The following is a 5,281-nucleotide window of genomic DNA, read 5'->3' as shown; positions in this document are numbered from 1 at the left end:
TCAGTTATCAGTTATCAGTTATCAGATGTGAGTTTTCAGTTCACTGATTAGGGGTTGCTGAATAAATCTAAAAACCTTGTTGGATAATATCTTTAGGCTTTTTTGAAATCAAAAAGTGCCCGCCATGGGAGTGGTCGGGGGGAAAATTCAGGTACTTTTTCCCCGAAAATTAGGTAATTGACCCTCTGAAAACGGGTAAAACCCTACACCCTACACCCCACACCCCACACCCTACCCCCACGAAAAACTTTTTGCCGCAAACCCTAATTACTGTTTACTGTTTACTGATCACTGAGAAAAAGCTCCCCGTCTCCCGTGTAAACTAAGGACATTCAATCATGCAAGGTTCAACGCTCGAAGATTCTCAACTCTCTGTCAATTATCATCACGAAACGGTGGAACACGGGCATCATGGCCACCCAGATCATCGCTTATTCGGTGTGGTTTTGTTTCTAGTGGCGGAAAGTTCCATCTTTTTAGGCTTATTTGCCGCTTTCTTGTTCTACCGTACCATGTTACCCGTTTGGCCCCCCGCCGGCACGCCAGAATTAGAGTTAACCCTACCGACAATTAACACGATTATTCTGGTGTCCAGTAGTTTTGTTATGCACATAGGACAAAAGGCGATTAAACAAAACAATAATGCCGGTTTACAATTGTGGTTCGGCATTACTGCTCTGATGGGAATTATCTTCCTTTGTGGTCAAGGATACGAATATTATCACGCTGAATTCGGTCTGACAACTAATGTTTTCACCAGCGCTTTTTATGCCTTAACCGGATTCCACGGTCTCCACGTTACCTTCGGTTTAGTGCTGATTCTATCTGTCCTCTGGCGTTCTCGTCAAAAAGACCACTATTCTAGTCAATCTCACTTTGGTGTCGAAGCGGCAGAATTATACTGGCATTTCGTCGATGTGGTCTGGATTATCCTGTTTTTACTGGTGTATATCTTGAGATAATTTTTGTTATTTACTAGGAGAAAAGGGCGATCAATTGATCGCCCTTTTTTGTATATTTCAATTTACAGCAGTTATCTGATACTCAATCCGTTGAGTATGGGCTACATATCAGGACAGGCACTCATGCAAAAGTAGGGAATAGATAATCAGTCTTTAATAACCGGATTTAGTATTATACTTCATTTTTAAGAGAAATGCCGTAACTGATAACCGAGTAACTGATAACTCTCCAGAAACTAAGACCTAATTGGTTAAGCTAAAAGCTTTGATGTGCTTAGTTTCTAACCTTCTTTTTAGGTAGGAGAATTGTCAGATTCTGTCTTTTGCCTATTGCCTGTTGCCTCTTGCCTTCAGAAGCTGATAACTGATAACTGATCACTGATCACTGATAATTAACGACGACCGAATAAACTCCAACCTTTGCCACCACTAACGGCCGGTTCAGCTTTTTCAGCGACGGGAGCAACTTCTGCGGGGGTTTCCTCACCGGGAAGATTAGAAAGATCGTAGTTTTCTACTAGGAAAAGAGACGCTTTTTCAATAGTAGAATAATCCCAGAAAAGGGTAGAAGGTAACTCTTGACCGACCCAATCTTCCAGATCACCCACCATCGTTACCGCATCGATCGAATCTAAACCATAACGGGTTAAAGGTTCAGTCACATTAATCGTTTTGGCATCCAAAGATAACTGATCGGCTAACTGTTTAACTAACCAATTTTGTACGAGATTATTAAGATTGGAGCTGGAGTTCATGGGTTTTTTCCTCGGTAGTTTGTGAATGGGCTAATTGAAAAGGCACGATCGAAAAATGTTGATTTTCTCGATATAATTTCAGCAATTCTTGGGCAACATTTTCTACATACACCTCAGATAGAGTGTAAGGCAGCGGCCGCAGAGTTCGCAGTAATCGGTGTAAACTCAACACCAACCATTCCCCCCGGGCAAAAAATTCACCCAAGATGGAACGATTATAAAGCCAAGTGTGTAAACAAGCAGAAGCGGCGTGTAAAGTACAGTATTTCTTGGCAATCTCGAACAATTCGGGTGATTGGTCGTGACCATACTCGAATTTCGATTGACTAATCTGTTCATCGTGAGCATTTAGTTCCTCTAAAACTAAATTACCCAACATCAACAGATTTTCTAATACTTCCCGGTCCACCTCCTGAGAATCTTTCAATCCTTCCAGCATATCAAGGGCAATCTCTAAACCCTGTAGGGAATCATCCATTCCCCGGCCAAATAATTCTAAATTATTGGGTTCAAAGGGAGGAACTGACTTTTCTAGGCTAAAAATCGCCTCTAAACGGGTTTTTAACGCCGACATGGTGCGCGAGTTGCGTTTAGCCCGATATTTAGTTAAAGGACGCAATTGTAGGATTAAAGCATGAAGATTGACGATCGAACTGCCGTCAAACATACTGATAATCGAATTATCCCGCAGTAGCTTCTGGAAGATGCCGAATTCGTGTTCTTCTCGCATATAAAAACGCGATCCCAAGACCACATAAACACTATTAACCATCTCCTCCAGACGGACAGTGACAAAATATTTTACCACCGAAGCCCAGACGCTAAACTGTTCGGGGATAATATGAAAACCTCTCGCGGCCGGAATCGTCTCGCAATCACAAATAAGGATGTCAAGGAAAGCATCCACGAGAGTGCGCCGGGGTTGGGGCAAATCCATCACAGTTTTGTTATAAATTACCCGATTAACGGCAAAACCGAGGGTAGTTCTTAAAGCGGTATCGGCTGCCCCGTGGGAAAAAGCGGCGCACAACATTCGGGTAATCTGGAAACCTTTCAGGGCTAATTCTAAACCGTCTCCCTCCTCCCGTAAACGCATGGAATCGGGGACGAAACAATCTTTAAAACCAATGCCACTCATATCCGAGGCGCGCACGCCATGGGTGTATATTTTCGGCAAATTATAGTATTTTTCGGGGTCTAATTGCCGTTTATCTACCATAAATAGGGTTAAACACTTTGGCCCGCCGTTAGCATCGGTTTTCGCCAAAATAAAGGAAACTCCAGAGATAGTCGCCCGGTTAATCGGCCATTTCTCACCATTGAGAATATAACCTCCTTCCACCTTCGTCGCGGTCAGATCACCATTGATCAGATCGCTGCCGTGTTCCTTTTCCGAGTAACCCAGACACATCGCCCCATAGTCATCCATGATAAAACGGGCGAGCTTCTGTTTCTGTTCCGGGGTTCCCGCCATCCAGTTTAAAAACGACCAGAATAGGGTAGTAAAAGCGATGCCGATAGTTTGATCCCGTCGGGAAAGTACCCGCACAAAAGCGACAAATTCCTCAAAAGAGGTGAACTCACCGCCGCAATCCGTGGGAATGTAGTAGTGTTGGAGTTTCCAGTCGTATAACCAGCGAATTTCCTCGTGGGGAAATTCTTCGCTCTCGTCAATTTCGATCACCCGCTTGTAGGATAGAGGGTTATCGGGATTGAGAGGATCGCCTAAGTCTTTTTCCAGTGCTTCAGCAGTCCAGTATTGCTTAAGCTTTTTCATAGTGCCTCTAGGACAGATACAATGTGTTTTTCGTCAATGCCTTCGGTTAGAAGACCCGACCATGCACAAAAATTAATGACCATTCTAGACGTTTGGCTGTACAATGGCAACAGTTACGCAATGTGCAACTAAAAACGACAGAATCAAACAGATACAGTTGCACAGGGTGTAAATTATGTAATTGTTAAGGAGGATTAAATTTATGCCCCTAGTTACGGGAAATGGCCTTAATAACACCATTACTCCATCTTCGGCATCAGCCGGAGTCACTGGATGGTATGGTGGACTCTGGGGGGATGATACCATTGATGGTGGTGCGGGTGCCGACGATATGAATGGTGGTGATGGCAACGACACCTACCACGTGGACAATGTTGGCGATATCGTTAGGGAAGACTGGGACGATGTCTCGGGTGGGACGGCTGATACGGTATTGGCCACAGTCACTTATTCCATAGGACCGGGGACATTTCGTAACCAAGGACATGGGATTGAGAACCTCACCCTGATGGGAAGTGCCAATATCAACGCTACTGGCAATAGCAAAAACAACATCCTCAATGGCAACAGTGGCAACAATGTCCTCAATGGTGGTGCTGGCAACGACAAATTATTTGGCGGTGCTGGCAACGACAGCATCAATGGTGGTGATGGTGTTGACACCCTGATTGGCGGCGATGGCAACGACACCCTGACTGGTGGTGCTGGTGCCGATAAGTTCCGCTTCAATTCCCTCTCCGAGAAAGTTGATACTATCCAAGACTTTTTCCGGACACAAGGAGACAAAATTGAAGTTAGCAAATCGGGTTTTGGAGCCACTTCTCTGAGTCAGATCAGTTACAACGCAGGGAGTGGATCACTTTCATTTTTAGGGACCGAGTTTGCCAAGATAGCAAACCTTCCAGCTGGTTTTGCGGTTTCTCTTGACGTAGTTCTTATTTAGTGAACCTAGAAACGCTATATATCAAAATTGAGTCATGGATGGAGCCGAAACTTCCTCGCATGACTCAATTTCTTTTTCAACCAGATTTTGGAATACCAGCTATTAGTTGTTGAGCAACTGAAGTAAGGTGGGTATTGCCCACCCTATTGTTGTGTGGATGTAAGTTGGATTGCAAGCTCCAGTTTTTAACTAGGGAACCAATCTTCATCAAGAATTTTCTCAATTGTCCAAGGACAGTCAACTGGTAAAGTTAATCCACTTTTGCGGCTCGCTTTTCCCAGAGCTTTTTGATAACAATAACCAAACCGTTCTAAGGCATGATTGTAGATTACCTTAGAGCGAAACAGCAAGCTCAATTCCAATCTGAAATTATCTATCTCGTCTGTCCAGTGGGGTAGGTAGTAAGGATGCTTCCAGTAGGCGTAAAGTAGCAGGTGACTGAGGAGTTGAATAAGAAAGCTTTCTGCTTTGTATTTGCGTTCATCAACCATTTCCTCTAATTCCTCGGCTAAAGTTTGCCAATCTAAAGTATTGCGCTCAGGCGATCGCAGTTTTGCTGCTTGGTCTTGCAGCCAAGCTACATAGTCTTTTTCATATAGGGTTTCAGCCATTAATTTTACCTCTATACTAATCTTTTTTTGTCCTATCAAAATATAGCTCTCATTGTATAGCTCAAGCACCAAGAAAATGCTGGTTATTGAAATATTACATCCCATCATTCAGTCAATAGACCTCTGGTAAAAATCAAAAATTGTTGTTAGGGTTAGTGCGATGCCGAAGGCACTGCGTAGCAGTACGCCATCGCTGTAGAGTGCGTTCCCTAATGTGGCTCCTACTGCCGCAC

At 43.8% G+C, this 5,281-nt stretch carries 5 protein-coding genes; 2 read left to right on the top strand and 3 right to left on the bottom strand.

The features are described 5' to 3' along the window. The first annotated feature begins 338 nt into the window (after positions 1–338). Entirely contained in the window at positions 339–962 is a 624-nt protein-coding gene (locus tag PX636_RS10200; RefSeq protein WP_002796799.1) for a cytochrome c oxidase subunit 3, read from the top strand. Between the two features lie 392 nt (positions 963–1,354). Here PX636_RS10200 and PX636_RS10195 read toward each other — a convergent pair whose 3' ends face one another. Both PX636_RS10195 and PX636_RS10190 read right to left on the bottom strand, forming a co-directional pair. Then, positions 1,355–1,717, bottom strand: a complete 363-nt coding sequence (locus PX636_RS10195; protein WP_288117025.1) for an acyl carrier protein — start codon at positions 1,715–1,717, stop codon at positions 1,355–1,357. Further along, positions 1,695–3,494: an acyl-CoA dehydrogenase family protein gene (locus PX636_RS10190; RefSeq protein WP_288117023.1), complete on the bottom strand. Its 1,800-nt coding sequence runs from the start codon at positions 3,492–3,494 to the stop codon at positions 1,695–1,697. The genes PX636_RS10195 and PX636_RS10190 overlap by 23 nt, the downstream gene beginning before the upstream one ends. A 202-nt stretch (positions 3,495–3,696) precedes the next feature. On the opposite strand from PX636_RS10190, the gene PX636_RS10185 reads away from it, so the two are divergent. After that, complete coding sequence (locus tag PX636_RS10185) at positions 3,697–4,437, top strand: calcium-binding protein (RefSeq protein ID WP_288117022.1); 741 nt, start codon at positions 3,697–3,699, stop codon at positions 4,435–4,437. A gap of 185 nt (positions 4,438–4,622) precedes the next feature. Here PX636_RS10185 and PX636_RS10180 read toward each other — a convergent pair whose 3' ends face one another. Further along, entirely contained in the window at positions 4,623–5,048 is a 426-nt protein-coding gene (locus PX636_RS10180) for a DUF29 domain-containing protein (protein ID WP_288034292.1), read from the bottom strand. Positions 5,049–5,281: the final 233 nt, after the last annotated feature.

The organism is Microcystis sp. M53598_WE2 (assembly GCF_030067735.1).
GTDB lineage: Bacteria > Cyanobacteriota > Cyanobacteriia > Cyanobacteriales > Microcystaceae > Microcystis > Microcystis aeruginosa.
Note: the sequence above shows the minus strand (reverse complement) of the source record. Positions and strands in the feature narration are given on the sequence as shown.

Coding starts and splice junctions, on each gene's coding strand:
- PX636_RS10200 (WP_002796799.1), top strand. CDS start 339: ATGCAAGGTTCAACGCTCGAAGATTCTCAACTCTCTGTCAATTATCAT.
- PX636_RS10195 (WP_288117025.1), bottom strand. CDS start 1,717: ATGAACTCCAGCTCCAATCTTAATAATCTCGTACAAAATTGGTTAGTT.
- PX636_RS10190 (WP_288117023.1), bottom strand. CDS start 3,494: ATGAAAAAGCTTAAGCAATACTGGACTGCTGAAGCACTGGAAAAAGAC.
- PX636_RS10185 (WP_288117022.1), top strand. CDS start 3,697: ATGCCCCTAGTTACGGGAAATGGCCTTAATAACACCATTACTCCATCT.
- PX636_RS10180 (WP_288034292.1), bottom strand. CDS start 5,048: ATGGCTGAAACCCTATATGAAAAAGACTATGTAGCTTGGCTGCAAGAC.